17 protein-coding genes and 1 other RNA gene are annotated in these 16,936 nt (G+C 55.6%); 10 read left to right on the top strand and 8 right to left on the bottom strand.

Annotation, left to right across the window (positions count from 1 at the left end; genetic code table 11):
- The first annotated feature begins 1 nt into the window (after nt 1).
- Nucleotides 2-1,681 (top strand): DNA repair protein RecN, encoded by a 1,680-nt coding sequence (gene recN, locus FWJ25_RS01215; RefSeq protein ID WP_149598422.1) that lies wholly within the window; start codon nt 2-4, stop codon nt 1,679-1,681.
- A gap of 88 nt (nt 1,682-1,769) precedes the next feature.
- On the opposite strand, the gene fur is transcribed toward recN, so the two are convergent.
- Nucleotides 1,770-2,180, bottom strand: a complete 411-nt coding sequence (gene fur / locus FWJ25_RS01210; protein WP_149598421.1) for a ferric iron uptake transcriptional regulator — start codon at nt 2,178-2,180, stop codon at nt 1,770-1,772.
- Between the two features lie 122 nt (nt 2,181-2,302).
- On the opposite strand from fur, the gene FWJ25_RS01205 reads away from it, so the two are divergent.
- Nucleotides 2,303-2,629, top strand: coding sequence for an outer membrane protein assembly factor BamE (locus FWJ25_RS01205; RefSeq protein WP_149598420.1), 327 nt, complete (start codon nt 2,303-2,305; stop codon nt 2,627-2,629).
- Between the two features lie 14 nt (nt 2,630-2,643).
- Here FWJ25_RS01205 and FWJ25_RS01200 read toward each other — a convergent pair whose 3' ends face one another.
- From FWJ25_RS01200 to FWJ25_RS01190, 3 genes are all read right to left on the bottom strand, one after another.
- A complete protein-coding gene (locus tag FWJ25_RS01200; RefSeq protein ID WP_188093540.1) occupies nt 2,644-2,925 on the bottom strand; it encodes an RnfH family protein in 282 nt (93 codons plus the stop codon).
- Nucleotides 2,925-3,368 (bottom strand): type II toxin-antitoxin system RatA family toxin, encoded by a 444-nt coding sequence (locus FWJ25_RS01195; RefSeq protein WP_149598419.1) that lies wholly within the window; start codon nt 3,366-3,368, stop codon nt 2,925-2,927. The genes FWJ25_RS01200 and FWJ25_RS01195 overlap by 1 nt, the downstream gene beginning before the upstream one ends.
- Before the next feature lie 65 nt (nt 3,369-3,433).
- Nucleotides 3,434-5,086, bottom strand: coding sequence for a sodium-dependent transporter (locus FWJ25_RS01190; RefSeq protein ID WP_149598418.1), 1,653 nt, complete (start codon nt 5,084-5,086; stop codon nt 3,434-3,436).
- A gap of 212 nt (nt 5,087-5,298) precedes the next feature.
- Between FWJ25_RS01190 and smpB the strand changes: the two genes are divergently transcribed.
- The 3 genes from smpB (at nt 5,299) to ssrA (ending at nt 7,795) form a co-directional block, all read left to right on the top strand.
- A complete protein-coding gene (gene smpB / locus FWJ25_RS01185) occupies nt 5,299-5,778 on the top strand; it encodes an SsrA-binding protein SmpB (protein WP_149598417.1) in 480 nt (159 codons plus the stop codon).
- Between the two features lie 145 nt (nt 5,779-5,923).
- Nucleotides 5,924-7,354, top strand: a complete 1,431-nt coding sequence (locus FWJ25_RS01180; protein ID WP_149598416.1) for a wax ester/triacylglycerol synthase family O-acyltransferase — start codon at nt 5,924-5,926, stop codon at nt 7,352-7,354.
- Between the two features lie 73 nt (nt 7,355-7,427).
- Nucleotides 7,428-7,795: a transfer-messenger RNA gene (ssrA, locus tag FWJ25_RS01175) on the top strand.
- A gap of 70 nt (nt 7,796-7,865) precedes the next feature.
- Here the strand turns inward: ssrA and FWJ25_RS01170 are convergent.
- Complete coding sequence (locus tag FWJ25_RS01170; RefSeq protein ID WP_149598415.1) at nt 7,866-8,237, bottom strand: VOC family protein; 372 nt, start codon at nt 8,235-8,237, stop codon at nt 7,866-7,868.
- A gap of 188 nt (nt 8,238-8,425) precedes the next feature.
- Here FWJ25_RS01170 and FWJ25_RS01165 point away from each other — a divergent pair, with 188 nt between their 5' ends.
- Nucleotides 8,426-9,313 carry a chemotaxis protein gene (locus tag FWJ25_RS01165; protein WP_149598414.1) on the top strand — a complete coding sequence of 296 codons (888 nt, stop codon included), beginning with the start codon at nt 8,426-8,428 and terminating at the stop codon, nt 9,311-9,313.
- A 17-nt stretch (nt 9,314-9,330) separates the two neighbouring features.
- Here the strand turns inward: FWJ25_RS01165 and FWJ25_RS01160 are convergent, their stop codons facing one another.
- Nucleotides 9,331-10,206, bottom strand: a complete 876-nt coding sequence (locus tag FWJ25_RS01160) for a hypothetical protein (protein ID WP_149598413.1) — start codon at nt 10,204-10,206, stop codon at nt 9,331-9,333.
- Between the two features lie 21 nt (nt 10,207-10,227).
- The gene (gene mqo / locus FWJ25_RS01155; protein ID WP_149598412.1) at nt 10,228-11,709 is read right to left on the bottom strand and encodes a malate dehydrogenase (quinone); all 1,482 of its coding nucleotides are present in this window, start codon (nt 11,707-11,709) and stop codon (nt 10,228-10,230) included.
- Between the two features lie 328 nt (nt 11,710-12,037).
- Here mqo and nhaD point away from each other — a divergent pair, with 328 nt between their 5' ends.
- Together nhaD and FWJ25_RS01145 are read left to right on the top strand one after the other, a co-directional pair.
- Entirely contained in the window at nt 12,038-13,288 is a 1,251-nt protein-coding gene (gene nhaD, locus FWJ25_RS01150) for a sodium:proton antiporter NhaD (protein WP_149598411.1), read from the top strand.
- 9 nt (nt 13,289-13,297) lie between these two features.
- On the top strand, nt 13,298-14,290 hold the full coding sequence (locus FWJ25_RS01145; protein ID WP_188093539.1) for a calcium/sodium antiporter: 993 nt from the start codon (nt 13,298-13,300) through the stop codon (nt 14,288-14,290).
- Nucleotides 14,291-14,321: 31 nt separating this feature from the next.
- Here FWJ25_RS01145 and FWJ25_RS01140 read toward each other — a convergent pair whose 3' ends face one another.
- On the bottom strand, nt 14,322-15,086 hold the full coding sequence (locus tag FWJ25_RS01140) for a lysophospholipid acyltransferase family protein (RefSeq protein WP_149598410.1): 765 nt from the start codon (nt 15,084-15,086) through the stop codon (nt 14,322-14,324).
- Nucleotides 15,087-15,292: 206 nt separating this feature from the next.
- Here FWJ25_RS01140 and sorT point away from each other — a divergent pair, with 206 nt between their 5' ends.
- Together sorT and sorU are read left to right on the top strand one after the other, a co-directional pair.
- A complete protein-coding gene (sorT, locus tag FWJ25_RS01135) occupies nt 15,293-16,519 on the top strand; it encodes a SorT family sulfite dehydrogenase catalytic subunit (protein ID WP_149598409.1) in 1,227 nt (408 codons plus the stop codon).
- A 59-nt stretch (nt 16,520-16,578) separates the two neighbouring features.
- Entirely contained in the window at nt 16,579-16,896 is a 318-nt protein-coding gene (sorU, locus tag FWJ25_RS01130) for a SorU family sulfite dehydrogenase c-type cytochrome subunit (RefSeq protein WP_246166625.1), read from the top strand.
- The last annotated feature ends 40 nt before the right edge of the window (nt 16,897-16,936 follow it).

The following is a 16,936-nucleotide window of genomic DNA, read 5'->3' as shown; positions in this document are numbered from 1 at the left end:
CATGCTCACCCAACTTACAGTCTCCAACTACGCCATCGCCGAGCGCGTTGAACTTCAGTTCAACAAGGGTATGACCGCACTGACCGGGGAAACCGGCGCCGGCAAATCCATTGTCCTTGATGCTCTGGGGCTGGCCATGGGCGGGCGAGCTGATGCCGGAGCCGTCCGCCACGGCGCAAAGCGTGCAGATATTACCGCGTCTTTCGACGTATCCGGCATCCCCGAAGCTCTCCAATGGCTGGAGCAGCACGAGCTGGATGACGACAAGGACTGCATCCTTCGCAGAGTCATCAGCAAAGACGGCCGATCCCGCGCTTACATCAATGGCCAGCCCTGCCCGCTAGCCCACCTGAAAGATCTGGGCGGCTTACTGATGGACATTCATAGCCAACACCAACATCAGTCCCTGCTCCGCAAGGAAACTCATCGCAAACTTCTGGATGAGTTTGCCGGTGCGAAAGACCTCGCCAACCAAACCCGCGAAGCCTGGAAAGCCTGGCACAGCACTCGCCAGCGGCTGCATGAACGCCAGCAAAATGCCGATGAAACAGAGGCTCGCCTGCAGCTTCTGCGCTATCAGGTTGAGGAAATGGACCGCCTGTCGCTGACCGAAGGTGAGCAGGCAGAGCTGGAACAGGAACAGGAGCAGCTCAGCCAGGCCGATGCAGTGCTTCACAGCAGCCACCAGGCCGCCCTTCTGTGCACCGAAGAAGAAACCAGCGCTTCTGACCTTGTTCGTCAGGCCCTGCACCAACTGGAACAACTTCCGGTAGAGGTGCCCGCACTGGCAGATACTATTCAGATGCTGAACGAAGCTCAGATTCAGATCAGCGAAGCGGGGGACAACCTTCGCCGCTTCGTCGATGACTACGAAGCCGATCCGGCCCGACTGGCCGAGGTGGAAGAACGGTTAAGCGCTATTTTCCAGTTGGCCAGGAAACACCGGGTTAATCCGGAGGAACTGCCAGAACTGCATCAGCGGCTAAGCGCTGAACTGGCGGAACTGGATGGCGGCGAAGGCAGCCTGGAACAGCTGGAAGCGGAACTGGAAAGGCAGCGCCAGGAATTCGACCGATTGGCCAGCGAATTATCAGGCGCCCGGGAGCAGGCGGCTATCGAGCTGGATCACCGGATCGCCGGGGAGCTATCCCAGCTGGGTATGCCCTCTGTTCAGTTTGTCAGCCACCTTAACCGGAACGACAACGAAGAGCCGGCATCCCACGGAATGGAAGATATCGAGTTCCTGGTAAGCGCCAACCCGGGACAACCGGCTCGCTCGCTCGCCAAGGTAGCCTCAGGCGGCGAACTGTCGCGGATCAGCCTGGCCATTCAGGTCGTAGTCGCCCAGACCTCAACCACGCCTACGCTGGTCTTTGACGAAGTGGATGTCGGCATTGGCGGTGGCACTGCCGAAGTGGTCGGACGGCTACTGCGCTCCCTGGGCAATAACGGTCAGGTGCTGTGCGTTACCCACCTGCCTCAGGTCGCGGCACAATCCCACCAGCATCTATTCGTCAGCAAGTTTACCGAACAGGATGCGACGTTCTCTAAAATTGAAACCCTGGATGATCAGGGAAGAATCAGCGAAGTGGCCCGGATGCTGGGCGGTGTGGACATGACCGATCATACAATCGCTCATGCCAGAGAAATGTTTTCCAGAGGACAGGCTACTCATCACTGAGCGCCTGATAGATCCCTACCCCTCTCGATCCTGAGAGCTGTTGGGCGGGTTACTTAACCCGCCCTTTTTTTCTTCAGAGACGTTACGATCAGGACTTGGCAGGCTTCACGTAAAGAATCAGGCTGTGATCGACAATCTCAAAGCCCCGCTCCTCGGCAATTTTCTTCTGCCGCTCTTCGATCACTTCGTCAACAAACTCAATGACTTCGCCAGTCTGAGTACAAACCATGTGGTCGTGGTGATCATCACCAGCCATTTCAAATACGGCATGGCCGCCTTCAAAATTATGGCGAAGTACCAGGCCTGCCGCTTCGAACTGCGTCAGGACCCGGTAAACAGTTGCCAGACCAACATCATCGCCCTGTTCCAGCAACTTTTTGTACACATCTTCGGCGCTGAGGTGATGCTCTGAAGAATTCTCCAAAATATTGAAGATCTTGACGCGCGGCAGTGTGACTTTGAGACCGACTTTTCGTAATTCGGCGTTTTCAGATGACATGTTACTATTCACTCTTTGGTGTGCCTTACGGCTTCCGGTATGATGAAGCCGCCATTAAACGGATACCCCGTGTCACACCTGCCACAGGCAGGCGAATTCAAGATAGAGGATTTCCCCCGGCGATGCAAAAGCTCACAGCTCTGATTCTCACTCTCGTCATGTCCGGCTGCGTATTCCCGGGCGTTTACAAGATAAACGTCCAACAAGGCAGCATAGTAACTGACGAAGAGCTTACGGCATTGACCGAAGGCATGCCCCGAAGCCAGGTTCACGCAGTGATGGGAACACCCCTGATGCTGAACCCGGTCGATCCTTCACGGGAATACTACGTGTATACTTTCCAACGCGAGGGTAAAGACATCAAGGAACAACGCATTGTTGTTTACTATGATGGCGATCAGTTCTCCCACTACGAAGCGCAGCTTCTGGAAGAAACCCCCGCTTACTAGCGAGCGGGCGACCGCTAGTCCTTCTTCTTCGCCCGGTTAAGACGCGCCTGCTTGGGATCGATCTTGAGCGGGCGATAAAGTTCAATTCGATCGCCATCTCTAAGCTCGTGATCGGCGGGCGACTTGATGACCTTGCCAAAAATACCCATATCGATAGTGTCCGGGTCCACTTCCGGAAAGATGCCGGTGATACCAGACAACTTCACGCCATCCAGCGCCTTGGTCCCACGCGGCACCTGCACAGAGACAATTTCCTGTTTATCTGGCCGGGCATACGCCACTTCAATCGAAATCATTACACGCCTCCCCGATACAGCTCATCCGCCCGCCGACAGAATGCATCAACCATGGTATTTGCTGCCTGGCTGAACACGGTACCGAAGGCCATGCGAGAGAGGGTGCCGGAGAACTCGAACTCCAGCGTCAGGATCACCTTGCAGGCATTATCGTCCAGCGACTTGAAGTGCCAGCGTCCCTTCAGGTTCTGGAACGGGCCATCCACCAGGTTCATCTCGATGGCCTCAGGCATCACCAACTGATTGCGGGTAGTCAGAGTATGCCGAATACCGCCTTTGGCGATTTCCATCGACGCGGTGATCTGATCCCCGCCCCGCTCATGGATTTCCGTACTGGCGCACCAGGGCAGAAACTCCGGATAACGGGCAACATCGTTAACCAGATGGAACATGCGCTCGGCGGAGTGCATAACGAGAGCGGATTTGTCGATCTGATGGGCCATCTAAAGAAACTAACCTGCTGGATACTTACTGGAACATACGCCTTACAAACAAAGGCGGCTTACAATCAGACGCTATGATAAAGGATATCCTCCTGTTTTGGGGCATTTTCCCCATCCTTAAGCTCGTCAACAGCCTCTTCATCCCGTGCCCCCTGGTTAGCCGAAGGGGCCAGAGGCGTGGCCGCATCAGAGTTACTACCTGGCTGTTCTGCCAACGCATCGCTCTGATTCTCAACCGCCATACCCTCGTCCCCGGGATCCATTGCCGCAGGCTCTGAATTTTCCACGACCGGCAAATCCTGCTGACACCACATCGCACTGTTGCCATCAATACACAGACTGTTCAGCGAAAACGAGGTATACAGAATCCCGATATAAGCCACCACAGCGGGCAGAACCAACCGCATCACCCAGTACCAGATACCGGCAAAAAGCCCTGGCGTTTTACCCAGAATCCGGTGAGACAGGCTACGTGTGAGACACCAACCGGTAAAGACGCAAATCAGCACCGCAACAACCGGGATCAGCAGCCCCCCAGTGATCAGCTCTAACCACCGGAAAACCGTCGCACCCGCCAAACGCTCCTGCGACCACACGTTGAACGACAACAACGACGCCAGACCAACAAACCAAGCCGCAAGCCCCACCACAAAGGCAGACCAGCCCCGGGGAGAACCAGTCCATTCCCGAAACCAGCCAACCACGGGTTCGAGCAGGCAGATAGACGTTGTCCACACGATCAGCACAACCAGCAGAAAAACCGCCGTGAGAATAAACTGACTTCCCGGCAGTTGTGCCAGCGCAACGGGCATCGAGATAAACAACAAACCAAAGCCATGCTCGCCATCCAGACGATTGGCTCCCGTTGCCACTGAAAAGATCATCATGCCAGCCATGATTCCCACCAGGGTATCCATCAATACCGCTGCGAGGATTGACCGTTTAAGCTGGGTGCGGGGTGCCGTGTAAGCACCAAAGACCGACCAGACACCCATGCCGAGTCCCAACGTGAAAAAGGCATGAAACAGGGCCGCCTTTACACTGTCTATGGTGACATCATCAGGATGCATTTCGAGCATCTGGTGAATCGAACCGGCCAGACCACCTTTCCAGATGGCGAGGCTGAACAGCGCAATCATCAGCAATAACGCTGCGGGCACCACGACCCTGAGCGTCCGCTCGACGCCATTCACCACACCCCGGACAGATACCCAAACCACCAGGCCCAGGAAAACCGCGTGCCACCCCATAAAAATGCGATATTGTTTCGGATCAGCAACCAGCCCGGTGAGAATTTCTGCGGCACCCACCGTGCCCGCATCGGTGAATCGGCCGAACGCCCCAAAAAACATGTACGCGAGGGCAACAGCGCCGAAAACAGCGGTAAACGACAAAACCAGGAATGCAGCGAGGATACTAAGCCTGCCCGCCAGCATCCAAAGCCGGGAAACCTGGGCACTGCGCACAAAACCATCCATAGCCAGCACAATGCCATGGCGAGAGTAACGTCCAAACGACGCTTCGGTAACCATCAAGGGCAACGTGACCAGAAGCAGGCAGGCGAGATAGATCAGAACAAACAGCCCGCCACCGTGCCGGCTGGCAAGGTACGGAAATTGCCACAGGTTAGCGAGGCCGACGGTGGCACCAACGGCAGCCCAGAAAAACGTGGATTTGCGAGTAAAGGACCCGATCGGAGTCTGATACGGCGTTGGCATTCATGCCCCCAGGATCATGTGGCCAGACATTGTAGCCGAACGGCACGTAATGGCACGACCTACAAACAGGTAACCCGGCGATTTCGTGACCGATCCGGCAATCCTGAGCTACAATGGCCGTTTTTGCCGGACATCGACCAGCCGGCGCTATCACTTGACACTATTACCTGGCACAAGCCACCTAATTTGGTCCGACCCGGATTTAGAGATACATGAGCAAGAAAAAGCCCGGAACTCCGAGCAACACGATCGCCCTCAACAAAAAGGCGAAGCACGAATACCACATTGAGGAACGCTTTGAAGCGGGCCTCGCCCTGCTTGGCTGGGAAGTAAAATCCCTGCGCGCAGGCAAAGCCCAGCTTGTTGATGCCTACGTTCTGCTGAAGGACGGCGAGGCCTGGCTTCTTGGCGCCCATATTACGCCACTGAACACGGCCTCCACCCACGTTATTGCCGACCCGACCCGCACGCGGAAGCTGCTTCTGCACGCCAAGGAAATTGCGAAGATCGTCGGCAAGGTGAACCAGACCGGCCACACCTGCATTCCGCTGGCCCTGTACTGGAAGAAAAACAAGGTGAAGTGCGAGATTGCGCTGGTGAAGGGCAAGAAACAGTTCGACAAGCGGGCCACCGAGAAAGAGCGGGACTGGAACCGTCAGAAGCAGCGAATCATGCGCGAGAATACCGTCTGATCGGTTGAACTGTCGGTTTAGAACGCCTGTTTTCTGATCCCCGTCAAAGGCGGCACAGAGCAATGTGTCGCATACTCACTCTCTTTGCCCATACTTGCATCATGCCTATACTCGGGAATCCCGGTGCACGGCAGGGAGAGAGCTTATGACAGCCCACCAAACGCCCATGACCTCAGTCGACCGGGCGTGGCTCAAAATGGACACCCCGGAAAACCCGATGATGATTTCGGGGGTTCTCGCTCTGGACAAACAGGTGTCCATCAGCCGTCTGAAACGTTTGCTGGAAGAGCGCTTCCTGCGTTTCCGACGCTTTCGCCAGAGGATTGTAGAGCGGGGCGAAAAGGCCTACTGGCAGGACGATCCCCTGTTCGATCTGGACAACCACCTGCATCAGATTGCCCTGCCCGGCAAGGCCGACAAAGCGGCACTCCAGGCCCTGGTTGGCGATCTCAACAGCACCGCCTTGGATTTCCGTCGTCCCCTCTGGCAGATGCACTACATTGATAACTACGAAGGTGGTGCAGCCCTGCTGGTAAGAATTCACCACTGCATTGCCGACGGCATCTCGCTGGTTCGGGTAATGCTGGCACTCACAGACAAAACTCCGGAAACGCGCCTGAGCAAAATCAGCACCCGGGATTCAACACCAGCACGAGAGCGAACATTTGTTCAGAAAATCCTGCACCGGACGGTAGACAATATCCATACCGCCATCGAGCAGACCGGCCTGTTTATCCGCTCAGTGCGCGAAGAGCCCAACTACCCTCTCAAACTTGCTTCTACCGCAAGCGACATCACAATGGACCTGCTCAAACTCGGCCTGGCGCGATTTGAGCCGGAAACCGGCTTGAGACACCGGTTAAGCGGGCGTAAACAGGTAGCCTGGGCCGAACCGTTGGACCTTGCCGAGGTGAAGGCCTGCGCCAGAGCCCTTGGCGGCACCGTAAACGATGCCTTGTTGTGCGCCGCCACGGGAGCATTACACCGGCTTTTCAAGGCAAATGGCGAGGCCATACCAGACTGCGGCATACGCGTCGCCGTGCCGTTTAACCTGCGCCCTCTTGACCAGCCCATCGACACTCTGGGCAACGAGTTTGGCCTGGTGCTGGTCAGCCTTCCCGTAGAAGTTGCCGACCCGGTCATGTGCTTCCGTCAGGTTCAGGAGAACATGAACCGGATAAAACGCTCCTATCAGGCTCAAGTCACTTATAGCTTGCTTGATTTGTTCGGCCGCGGCCCCGACATACTGGAAAGGAGAGCCCTAGGCTTACTCAGTCACAAGGCCTCAGCGGTACTGACCAATGTTCCCGGACCGAAAGAAGCACTTTATCTGGCAGGCAGCAAAGTAACGCAACCCATGTTCTGGGTTCCCCAAAGCGGCACCATCGGAATCGGCATGAGCATATTCAGCTACGCAGGCACCGTGCAGTTTGGCATTACCGTCGATAAAGCCATCCAGGCTGATCCCGACGCCATGATGGCTTACTTCCGGGAAAGCTTCCAGGCGCTGAGTCACACCGCATTGGCCGGAAGGCAGGGACCCAGGGAGGAAAAGCCCAACCAAAAGGCGCTGTAGGTACAACTGCTGAAAAACTTCCCAAAAGAACCCTTGAAGTCCGACAATCCGGACACATATACTGACTATACAAGGGGACGACTTGGCTTCGACGCTGGTGGCGAACCCTTGGGTGCATGTCGAGATGGCAGCCAATCTCGTAAATCCAAAGCTGCAATTTAATAGTCGCAAACGACGAAAACTACGCACTGGCGGCCTAAGGGCCTGCCAGTCGTCCCGGCTAGGATGCCTGTAACCTAGTAGCAACATCCCGGGACGTCATCGCTAACAGGATGCTCCGTTAATCAGATCTCACTGTTTAACGGCTAAGATTTAAAGAGATCGCCTCTTACACCCTGACCTTCGGGTCGTCTGAGGTTAAATCAATAGAAGGATGCTAAACATGTAGAGCTCAAGGCAGAGTGCTGGCGGACGCGGGTTCAATTCCCGCCGTCTCCACCAAACACTTAGAGAAAAGCCCCTGATTTCAGGGGCTTTTTTTATGGTCTTTTCAGGCCCAGGTTACCCCGGCTCAACCAAACTCAAAAAATGCCAATTTGTTGCCGTCCGGATCTCGCACATAAGCACCATAGAACTGATCAGGAATACGTTGCCCCGGCTCCCCGTCACACGCCGCACCGAGCTCTATAGCTTTCTTGTAGAGGACATCAACTGATTCCTTGGATCCCGCTGGAATAGCGACCATGTTACCGTTGCCCGGATGGTTGGCTTCGCCGTCGAAGGGAGTGCACACTGCCAGCATGGGTTCTTTCATACTCTTGCCGATGAACGCAATGCGCCCCATGTCGAGCAGTACTTTGGCTCCAGTGTCCGTCAGCAGATTGGAATAAAATTCTTTGGCTCTCGCCATATCGCTGACGCCGATTGTCACGTATCCGATCATGCTATTGCTCCTTTGTTTTGGATTTTCCAGTATAGGTGGCGTTTTTGAGACAGGTTAACCTGTCACCAAATGATACAAACCCACCCACTGCGCGGTTCAGCAAAGCTGCTAATATTGCAGAAACCGAGGCACATAACTAGCTACCCTTTCATGTGTTCCATCGTGCCCCAAATTTCGGATTCATCCCTATGTCCACTAAAACCAAACAGTCCCAGAAGCTTCTGTTATTCCAACTGGCCGGCACCCGCCTGTTCGGCTTAGGCACCCTGAAGATCCGAGAGATTCTTCCGATGATGCCCTTGACCAAACTGCCTCACAGCCATCACGCGGTGATTGGCACGGCAACATTCCGGGGCTCAGCGGTGCCGGTTATTGATATGGCTGCCGCCGTCGGCTATCCGCCGCTGACATCAGAGGAGCGGGAAACAGCCTCGATCATTATTACGGACATCCAACGCCAGGAGATGGGTTTTCTGGTACGGGGGGTACAGCAGATTATTGAAGCAGACTGGAAACATGTGATGCCGCCGCCCAAGGCTCTCGGCAACAAGGCTTTCATTACCGGATTACTGGATGTTGAGGGCGATATCATTCAGTTGCTCGATGTTGAACTGCTGCTGGCCAAGGTCTATCCCGAGTCGCTCGATGCCCAGGAAGTCATGCTGACCGATGTCCAGAGTGAGACCCTGAAATCACTCAACATTCTGCTTGTGGATGACTCTCAGGTGGCTCGCAAGCAGCTCAGTGATGTACTGGACAGCAAGGATATTTCCTATCAGGTAACATCCAATGGCGACGAGGCGTTGCAGATTCTTCTGACCGAAGATGAGCTGGGTCGCCCTATCGACATTCTGGTGAGCGATATCGAAATGCCCGGACTGGACGGTTACGAACTCACCTTTAATGTACGAGACAACAACGCCGTTAAGCAGCCTTACATCATCCTGCACACCTCACTGAACAGTGAAATGAGCCTGAGTTACGCCAATCAGGTCGGCGCCAACGAAGCGCTGACGAAGTTTGATGCGGAAGAGCTGTTGCAGGCCATGCTGAGGGGAGCCGAGCAGGCTCGATAGTTGAACGGGGCCAGCTATCAACGCTGGCCCAAGTCCTCGAAGAACGCTTTCATATCGTCCCGGATTTCGTCCAACCGTTCTTCCCACTCAGCCTGGTATTCTGACCAGGTTTCGCTGCTGAGTTGGCTCAGGCGTTCGCCCGCCTGCGCGATGGAACGGCTGGCGTCCGCCAGGTGCTCTGCGGTGGGTTCTTCCAGCGCATCAGCCTTCTCGCCCAGATCCCGGGATGCCTGTTCCAGAACGAAGCGATCTTGCTGAGGAGCCTGATCATTATCTTCCAGAGCTTCGTCCAGCGCATCTTCCAGATCCTTCATGGCATCACGAAGTTGCTCGCTGAAATCGCGCATGGCCTCATTAGTCTGACGCCTGAGCTCATCGGAATAGGCCTCAAGATCCTGAGCCAGCTCATCCATGCGCTCACTCAGTTCATCAGACGACTGGTCAAAGCTCGCGGAGAGCTTCTCACCCAGCCGGTTCAACTGGCCCATGAGACCACTGAACGGAGACGGATTGAGGATGGGATCACCGGTTCGCTGATAATCGACGACCCAACCGTCCTCCCCCCTTACCAGGTAAGTGACCAGCTCCAGGCGCTTGCCTCCGGAGCCTTCATCAACATCCTCGGAAGGCAGGCGCGTGACGATGGATGCTTCCCGATCTTCAATCACCACACGGCCGAACGACGGCACGGCATTGGTCCAGCTGCGCTTGTAGCCATCAAACTGGTCCGATTCGGTGAGCGTTGAAAGCTCAACCACTTCGCTCGCATCGTTGTCAGCCATGGACTGCCAGAAAGCCGCGGCAACTTCCTGCGGCGTTTCCCGGTGGCTGCAGCCCACCAGCATCCATGAGCCTGCAGCTAAAGCCAACCAGCGGAGTCGGGCTTTCATCATCACACAGCTCCCATTACCCGATCAGACGAGCTTGAGGGTTGAAAGCGTACGCTTGCGCACTTCGTTCAACAGTTCTTCGTCGTCAACAAGCGACTGGCCATAGGACGGAACCAGAATCTTCATCCGCTCCTGCCATTCGGCCGTTTTCAGTTTCTCCGGGAAGCACCGTTCCAGGACGTTGATCATGGCATTGGCTGCGGTAGAGGCACCTGGAGAGGCACCCAACAGCGCTGCCAGAGTACCATCTTGGGCGGCCACGATTTCAGTACCGAACTCGAGCTTTCCGCCACCGCCTTCAACCTGCTTGATGATCTGCACGCGCTGGCCAGCCATCTGCAGTTTCCAGTCTTCTTCGGAGGCATCCGGGAAGAAATTCTTCAGAGATGCCACCCGATCGCTATGGGACTGGAACACTTCCCCGATCAGATACTTGGTCAGATCCATGTTGCTCTTGCTGACAGACAGCATCGGCTTCAGGTTGGTGGGCTTCACGGAACCAAACAGATCAAACACCGAACCCTGCTTCAGGAAACGGGTGGTGAACCCGGCAAACGGTCCAAACAGCAACGCTGGTTCACCGTTAATGATCCGGGTATCAAGGTGCGGAACGGACATCGGGGGCGCGCCAATGGGCGCCTTGCCGTACACCTTGGAATGGTGCTTCTCGACAATATCGGGCTTGCCACAGACCAGCCATTGACCGCTGACCGGGAAACCACCGTAACCGCGGGCTTCCTCAATGCCGGACTTCTGAAGCAGCGGTAAGGCTCCGCCACCAGCGCCCAGGAACACAAAACCGGCTTCCAACTTGGTCAGCTCACCGGTCTTCTGGTTTTTAACCCGGACTTTCCAGCGGCCGTTATCACGCTGGTCGATGTAATGCACCGGACAACTCAGCATCAGCTCAAAGTTAGGCTGGCTTTCCAGGTACTTGACCATGCTCCGGGTCAGCGACCCGAAATCCACGTCAGAGCCGTGGGTAATGCGGGTAGCGGCTACCCGCTGCATGGGGTCACGATGCTTGACCACCAGCGGCATCCACTTTTCCAGCTCTTCCGGAGACTCGGTGTATTCCATTTCCCGGAACAGATGGTGGGCACTGAGTTTCTCGAAGCGACGCTTCAGGAAAGCCACATCGTCCTCACCCCAGACGAAGCTCTGGTGAGGTGTGCGGTTAATAAAGCTCTTCGGTTCCGGCAATATGCCCTGCTCGACCAGGTGCGACCAGAATTGCAGGGAAACTTCGAACTGGGCATTGATCTGAAGCGCCCGGTCAATGGTGACATCACCATCGTCAGTTTGAGGGGTGTAGTTAAGTTCACAGTACCCGGCATGGCCGGTACCTGCGTTGTTCCATCCGTCGGTGCTCTCATGGGCAACGTGGTCTAGACGTTCCACCATTACGATGTCCAGGGACGGATCCAGTTGCCTGAGCATCATGCCGAGGGTGGCGCTCATGACGCCACCGCCGACCAGCACTACATCTGCCTGTCTAACGGCCATTGGTTTTTTACCCTAGCTAGTATTGAGCCTGTCTGCCCCTTCACGATCAGCAAAGGAGCCTATCGGAAGCCGGTCTAACGCGTGGTAATAGGCGTTGCCGTATGCTTCCTGTCTGAATTTGGACGCAATTATCCCGATTTTCGCCGAAATAATAAATTGCGATTGTCAATCGTCGCGTCTCAACCCGGCTATTACGAGTTGATCCAGATAATGTGTGTGCCACCTAAGAACAGTGGTTTGCTAAAGGTCAAAGGTCTAAAATCCGGGCCCAGAATTTTCTCTGGCCAACGCTGGCCCACCTTTTGAAAACCTGGACGGGATTTCCCCAATGTCTGCCCTTGAAGCTGTATTAATTATTTTTGCTGTGCTCGCCTTACTCGGCGTCATTTTTGAAGAAGTCACCCACGTAAACAAGGCCAAGGTTACACTGTTCTTTGGCACACTGAGCTGGATTCTTCTTTTTCTATCCAGTAGCAGCGAGAGTGAAACATCTACTATTTCGACTGGTCTGACGGAGAGTATCGCTGAAATCGCAGGCCTGTGGCTATTTCTCGTGGCCGCGATGACGTTTGTTGCTTACCTGAACAAGAAAGGAATGATCGAAAACCTGATTTATCTGATCATGCCGAAGCAGGTGAGCGAACGAAAACTGCTGTTCCTGACCGGTCTTTTCTGCTTCATTTTCTCCTCTTTAGCAGACAATATCACCGCCACTTTAGTCTCATGCTCTCTGATTCTGTCCCTGGATCTGGACCTGAAAAAGCGCCTCCAGTTCGTCACATTGGTAGTCTTTGCCGTGAACTCCGGCGGCGTTTCGCTGATCACCGGTGACGTCACCACACTGATGATCTTCCTGGCAAAAAAGGTGGAAATTCTGACACTTCTGACGCTTGCAATCCCAGCGTCCATCACTGTTTTCATTCTCGCGGTCTTCCTGTCCAAAGGGCTGACAGGTACCGTTACAATGAAATCCACCAAGTCAGACGTACGCCCGGTGGACATCACCATTGCCGGCCTGTTTTTGTTAACAATCCTGAGCACCATTGCGGGCAACGCGTTGTTCAGCGTTCCCCCGGTTCTGACCTTCCTGTTCGGCATGTCCGTCATGTTCCTCGTATCCCGGTTCATGAGTGACGATTCAGACCTGGATCCGATTCTCGAATACATCCGGATTATCGAATTCGAAACACTTCTGTTCTTCCTGGGCATCCTGTTGCTTGTAGGCATGCTCAAGGAAATCCATGCCCTTGATTCCTTCGTCGCGATCTATGATCTGCTGCCGCCGCTGTACGCCAACTACCTGATGGGCATTTTCTCGGCGGTAATCGACAACGTGCCGTTGACAGCCGCCCTGCTCAAGGCCGGTATCACCATGACTTCGGGTGAATGGATGGGCCTTACCTACGCCGTTGGGGTGGGCGGTTCCCTGCTGGTCATTGGATCAGCAGCCGGTATTGTGGCAATGAGTAAGATTCCGGGGCTGACCTTTGGTGCCTATTTGAAGTATGTTGTGCACCTCCTGGCGGCCTATACCCTTGGCTATGCCGGGGTTTATATGCTCGGAACATTCATTCACTGAGGCTTTTCTATGTTAATGGCGATTGGCGCAATCCTCGCGGGACTGGTCCTGCTGGTCTGGAGTGCCGATAAATTCGTTGAAGGCGCTGCCGCGACGGCCAAACACCTGGGCATGCCAACACTCCTGATCGGCATGGTTATCATCGGCTTTGGCACCTCGGCACCGGAACTGGCGGTCTCAGCAATGGCCGCTGCCGACGGCAATCCCGGTTTAGCTCTGGGTAACGGCTACGGTTCCAACATTACCAACATTGCGCTTATCGTCGGCCTGACCGCTGTCATCGCTCCCATTGCTGTCCATTCTCAGGTGGTCCGGAAGGAACTGCCACTGCTGGTTGTGCTCACGCTGATAGCCGGAGCTCAATTAATTGATGGTGAATTGTCGCGTATGGACGGGTGGGTTCTGCTTGCAGTCTTCGCTGCTGTGATGGGATGGTCCATCTACCAGGGGCTCAGGGGAAAAGCAGACCCTCTGGAAAATGAAGCCAACGCTGAAATGACAGAAATGATGGAACACCCGATGCCCATGAAATCAGCGCTCATGTGGCTGGTGGTTGGCCTCGTGCTGTTGATCGTGAGTTCCCGGCTGCTGGTCTGGGGCGCGGTAACCATTGCCCAGAGTCTGGGGGTGAGCGACCTTATCATCGGTTTGACCATTGTTGCTATCGGCACCTCCCTGCCAGAGCTGGCATCAGCGCTGGCAGCCGTCAGAAAGAACGAGCATGACCTGATTCTGGGCAACATTCTGGGATCGGGCATCTTCAATACCCTGGCCGTCGTAGGCCTGGCTGCCGCGATTCATCCGCTAACGGTTGACCCGGAGGTTCTTTACCGGGACTGGACCCTGATGCTGGCGCTGACCGTTGGCCTCCTGGCCATGGGTTTTGGCATCACCGGCTGGCGTAAACTGATCAGCCGGTTTGATGGCGCGTTCCTGTTGGTGGTCTACGTCGCTTATACCGGCTACCTGCTGTCCACGGTTGTTGCCGTCGGCACTGCCTGAACGCCCACTACGCCCGGGATGGTGAGGCTGCTTATTCAGCCTCACCATCACCCAGCAGCGTTTCCATTCGGCTGCGCACTTCCTGCATGATGTCTTTCAGGTCTTCCCGGCTTTTCCCCACCATATCCAGAGGCTCTCCGACCCGGACATCTACCGGCTGACCCAGGTTGATCTGCCAGGTACGAGCAGGCAGTAGCCTGTGAATACCGCGAATCGCCACCGGCACGATCACCGCTTCCGTATCCAGAGCCAGGTGAAAGCACCCTTTCTTGAATGGCAGCAACTTGCCATCCGGCGATCGTGTGCCCTCCGGAGCTGCCCAAAGCACAATCCCGCTTTCCATCATTTCCTTCGCCCGCGCCAGATCTTTTACCGCCCGCTGGCGATTGGAGCGGTCAACCGAAGGGAAATCTCCGGCACGCATGGCCTGGCCCAGCAGCGGGATACTGAATAGTTCTTTCTTTGCCAGCATCCGGATCGAGCCGGGCAGAGACACAAAGGACACCGGGATGTCATAGTGGCTGGCATGGGTACACATCACAATGTATCGCCGCCCGTTACTGAAATCCGGTACCTCCCCACGAACGGTCAGGCTTGAGCGCACCAGTCTCAGCAGGCCCGCTGACCACTCCCGGCAGTACTTATCCATAATCGGTCGGTCGAGACGGCCAAACATGGCACGCAGCAGAACCATAAGCGAATAGATTGCCGTCAGCCCGACCGATCCCAGCACAACAACGACTCGCCATAGCAAGGTTGCGGACTCCGTCAGTGGGTTCAGTTTCAGTCTAATCATGGCAACACCATCCATCTCTCAGGCACGTTCCACCCATACAGGGCTAATGACAATAACCGCGCAGTATAACGGCTACCGACGCGGGTGAATAACGAACATATTCAATTGATCATTTATCGATCAAATACTATAAGTAATAAGGTTATTCCGCCGGAAATCCGGCGATCCCAAAGCCGTCCGACAACAATCATTCAAGGAGGCGGAACATGGCACAACAACCAACCTTCCAGCGTGGGGGGAACGACCCTGGCCTGGACAATCCCAGCCGACGCAACCTGCTCGTCGGCACCGCAGGAACCATGGCAGCGGTCAGCCTGCTCGGTATAACACCTCTAGCCAGAGGTGAAGAACCCAAAACCCTGCCCGACTATGCCGCATGGAAAGAACGAACCGCTCTTATCGTCCACAGTGCTAATACGATGGAGACCCGGCGAGACGCTATCGGTCAGGGTGTCGTTACCCCCAGTGACCGACTGTTTGTCCGCAACAATCTGCCAACACCCCCCGCATCCATCGTCGCAAACCGGGATGCCTGGGAAGTCCGGATTGAGGGTGTGAAGAACCCGAAAACACTTACCATTGGAGATCTCAAAGAGATTGGCGTCAGTACCGTTGCGTCCGTCCTGCAATGTTCCGGTAACGGACGCGCTTTCTTCCCCCACGGAGCGGGAGGCACCCAGTGGTCCGTAGGTGCAGCGGGCTGCATCCTGTGGACCGGCGTGCCGCTGAAAGATGTCGTTGAGGCACTGGGCGGGCCTGTCGACGGTGCCATGTATATCACCAGCACCGGTGGCGAAACCCTCCCTGAGGGGCTGGACCCCAAAACGGTCAAAGTGGAACGTTCGGTTCCGACCAGGGCCATGGAGAGCGCACTGCTGGCCTGGGGCATGAACGATGAGCCACTACCCCTGACCCACGGCGGCCCGTTGAGGATGGTGGTGCCGGGATACTACGGCGTCAACAACGTGAAATACGTCAAGAATGTTGCCTTCACAAAAGAGCAAACGGACGTGAAGATTCAGGCCTCAAGCTACCGGGTCCGGGACGTCGGGAAAAAGGGCTCGCCCGATCAGCCCTCGATGTGGGAGATGAACGTCAAATCCTGGGTCACCTCCCCGCTCACAAGCGGTCGCAAGGGCCGAAATATGATTTATGGCGTGGCCTTCGGGGGTACCGTCAGCCTCGACAAGATTGAGGTTTCTCTGGACGGCGGAAAAAACTGGCAACAGGCCCGGTTCCTGGGTCCGGACCTTGGTCCCTACGCCTGGAGACCCTTTGTTCTGGCAGCAGATCTGGCTCCCGGGGAATACCGAATCGTCAGCCGCGCTACTGATACCAAAGGCAACAGCCAGCCCGAGGGACGAATAGATAACGAACGAGGCTACGGCCACAATGGATGGAGTGACCACGGGGTTACGGTCACCGTAAGCTGAACCGGGATCGGGGCAGGAGATGGACACACTGCCCCGGCTTTATCTCTGTGAGACACACCATGAAACTGTTTGCCGTTGCCACGATAACCCTGGCCCTGACGCCTGCCTCTGCCTTTTCGGACGAACTGGCCGAAAAGGGCAAGCTGGTTTTCACTCAGCAAGCACAGCCATCCTGCACCATTTGCCATACCCTGGCCGATGCCGGCGCCGCCGGGGCTATCGGCCCCAACCTTGATGAGCTGCGCCCCACTGAGGAACAGGTACGCAATGCGGTCACGACGGGTGTTGGCGTTATGCCATCATTCAGTGAAACGCTGTCTGAGGAACAGATCCGGGCAGTCGCCCGTTACGTTTCCTCGGTGACGGCCAGCCAATGAAAAACGGGGCTTTATGCCCCGCTTTCTATGTTGCCTGACG

Source organism: Marinobacter salinexigens, from assembly GCF_008370345.1.
Taxonomy (GTDB): domain Bacteria; phylum Pseudomonadota; class Gammaproteobacteria; order Pseudomonadales; family Oleiphilaceae; genus Marinobacter; species Marinobacter salinexigens.
Note: the sequence above shows the minus strand (reverse complement) of the source record. Positions and strands in the feature narration are given on the sequence as shown.